We start from the raw sequence: 1,197 nt of genomic DNA, 5'->3' as shown, positions 1-1,197 counted from the left end.
CGCGCGGATCGCCACATTGCTCTCGGGCGATCTCGATGCGATGGTCGGCCTCGATCGAAGAAAATGCCCGAAACGACTGATCTATCCCCAGCATCGCGTCCGACCGACGGTAATCCAGGGTCTCGAACGAACGGGGGGCGCAGGCGCTGCCGCGACGAACGCGTCGACACGAAGATGCGGCTCCACGAGCGCTGGAACCGTGACGTGATTCTACAGTCGGAAAGGCTCCGGCTTCATCGCGCCCGATAGCGGCGGCAATGACGTGTTCGCTCGCATCGGAGCGATCGAACGGGCCGGCCCGAGCGACCCCGACGAGACCAGACCCCCCGCGTTCGGCCACGACCGCGGGGGTCGTGTTTCACGATGCGTCCCGGCACGACGCGTCCAGACCGGCGGTCCGACGCGCGCGATCGATCACCCGCGTCACCCGCAAAGGAGATGTCCGCGTGCAAGTTCTCGTTCGTGACAACAACGTCGATCAGGCGCTCCGCGTGCTCAAGAAGAAGATGCAGCGGGACGGGATCTTCAGGGAGATGAAGCTCCGGCGGTTCTACGAGAAGCCTTCGGAGAAGCTGGCGCGCGAGCGGTCCGACGCGGTGCGCCGCGCCCGCAAGCTCGCGCGGAAGAAGGCCGTACGCGACGGTGAGATCGCGGCACCCAAGAAGAAGGTCGTCGCAGCGAAGCGTGGGGCAGGGCAGCAGGGCAATGCTGTCGCCGGCCGTCCCGCCGCGTTTCCGCGTCCGGCGTGACGGTCCGGAGGCCCTCGCCGCATCGCCGGCAGCCCGATCGTCGTCAGCCGTCGGTCTCGTTCGACAAACGACGGAAATCCTCGAGAACATCGGAGATCAGCCGCTGACGTCGCGGGTCCTGGGCGGCCGGGCTCGCGGCGAACAAGGTCAGCAGATAATGAGCCTTCTCGGCCGCCTCGGCCCACGTGTGGGCAGGCGCCGCCAGGAGATGAGTCTCCAGGTCCTTCTGTCTCTCCATCAACGCCTTGGCGTTCGCCTCGACGTCGACGCGCAGACGCCGCAGCTCGGTCGCCTTCTGGGCGGCCATCCCACGATGCTGATCGAGATCGATCGGATCGTCGGTCATGTCGTGCTCCCGGCTCTCGAAGTCGTCGGCCGATCGGCGAACGCGGCCCGGGACGCTCCGCAACGGTCCCGACCGATCACGACCCGTGTGGCTCGGTCGGTC

Annotated in this window: 3 protein-coding genes; 2 read left to right on the top strand and 1 reads right to left on the bottom strand. The window is 67.2% G+C overall.

From position 1 onward, the window contains the following. A partial coding sequence (locus ABTU92_RS28805; RefSeq protein ID WP_408094996.1) for a hypothetical protein occupies positions 1–208 on the top strand: 208 nt, incomplete at its 5' end. A gap of 238 nt (positions 209–446) precedes the next feature. Beyond that, a complete protein-coding gene (gene rpsU, locus ABTU92_RS28800) occupies positions 447–749 on the top strand; it encodes a 30S ribosomal protein S21 (RefSeq protein ID WP_408094997.1) in 303 nt (100 codons plus the stop codon). A 43-nt stretch (positions 750–792) separates the two neighbouring features. Here the strand turns inward: rpsU and ABTU92_RS28795 are convergent, their stop codons facing one another. Then, positions 793–1,095 (bottom strand): hypothetical protein, encoded by a 303-nt coding sequence (locus ABTU92_RS28795; protein ID WP_408094995.1) that lies wholly within the window; start codon positions 1,093–1,095, stop codon positions 793–795. Positions 1,096–1,197 lie beyond the last annotated feature (102 nt).

The organism is Rhodoplanes sp. SY1 (assembly GCF_046000175.1).
In the GTDB taxonomy this organism is placed as follows: Bacteria; Pseudomonadota; Alphaproteobacteria; order Rhizobiales; family Xanthobacteraceae; genus Rhodoplanes.
This window is presented reverse-complemented; position numbering and strand designations above follow the sequence as displayed.

Excerpts from the sequence above, each read along its gene's own strand:
- ABTU92_RS28795 (WP_408094995.1), bottom strand. The coding sequence starts at position 1,095 with ATGACCGACGATCCGATCGATCTCGATCAGCATCGTGGGATGGCCGCC.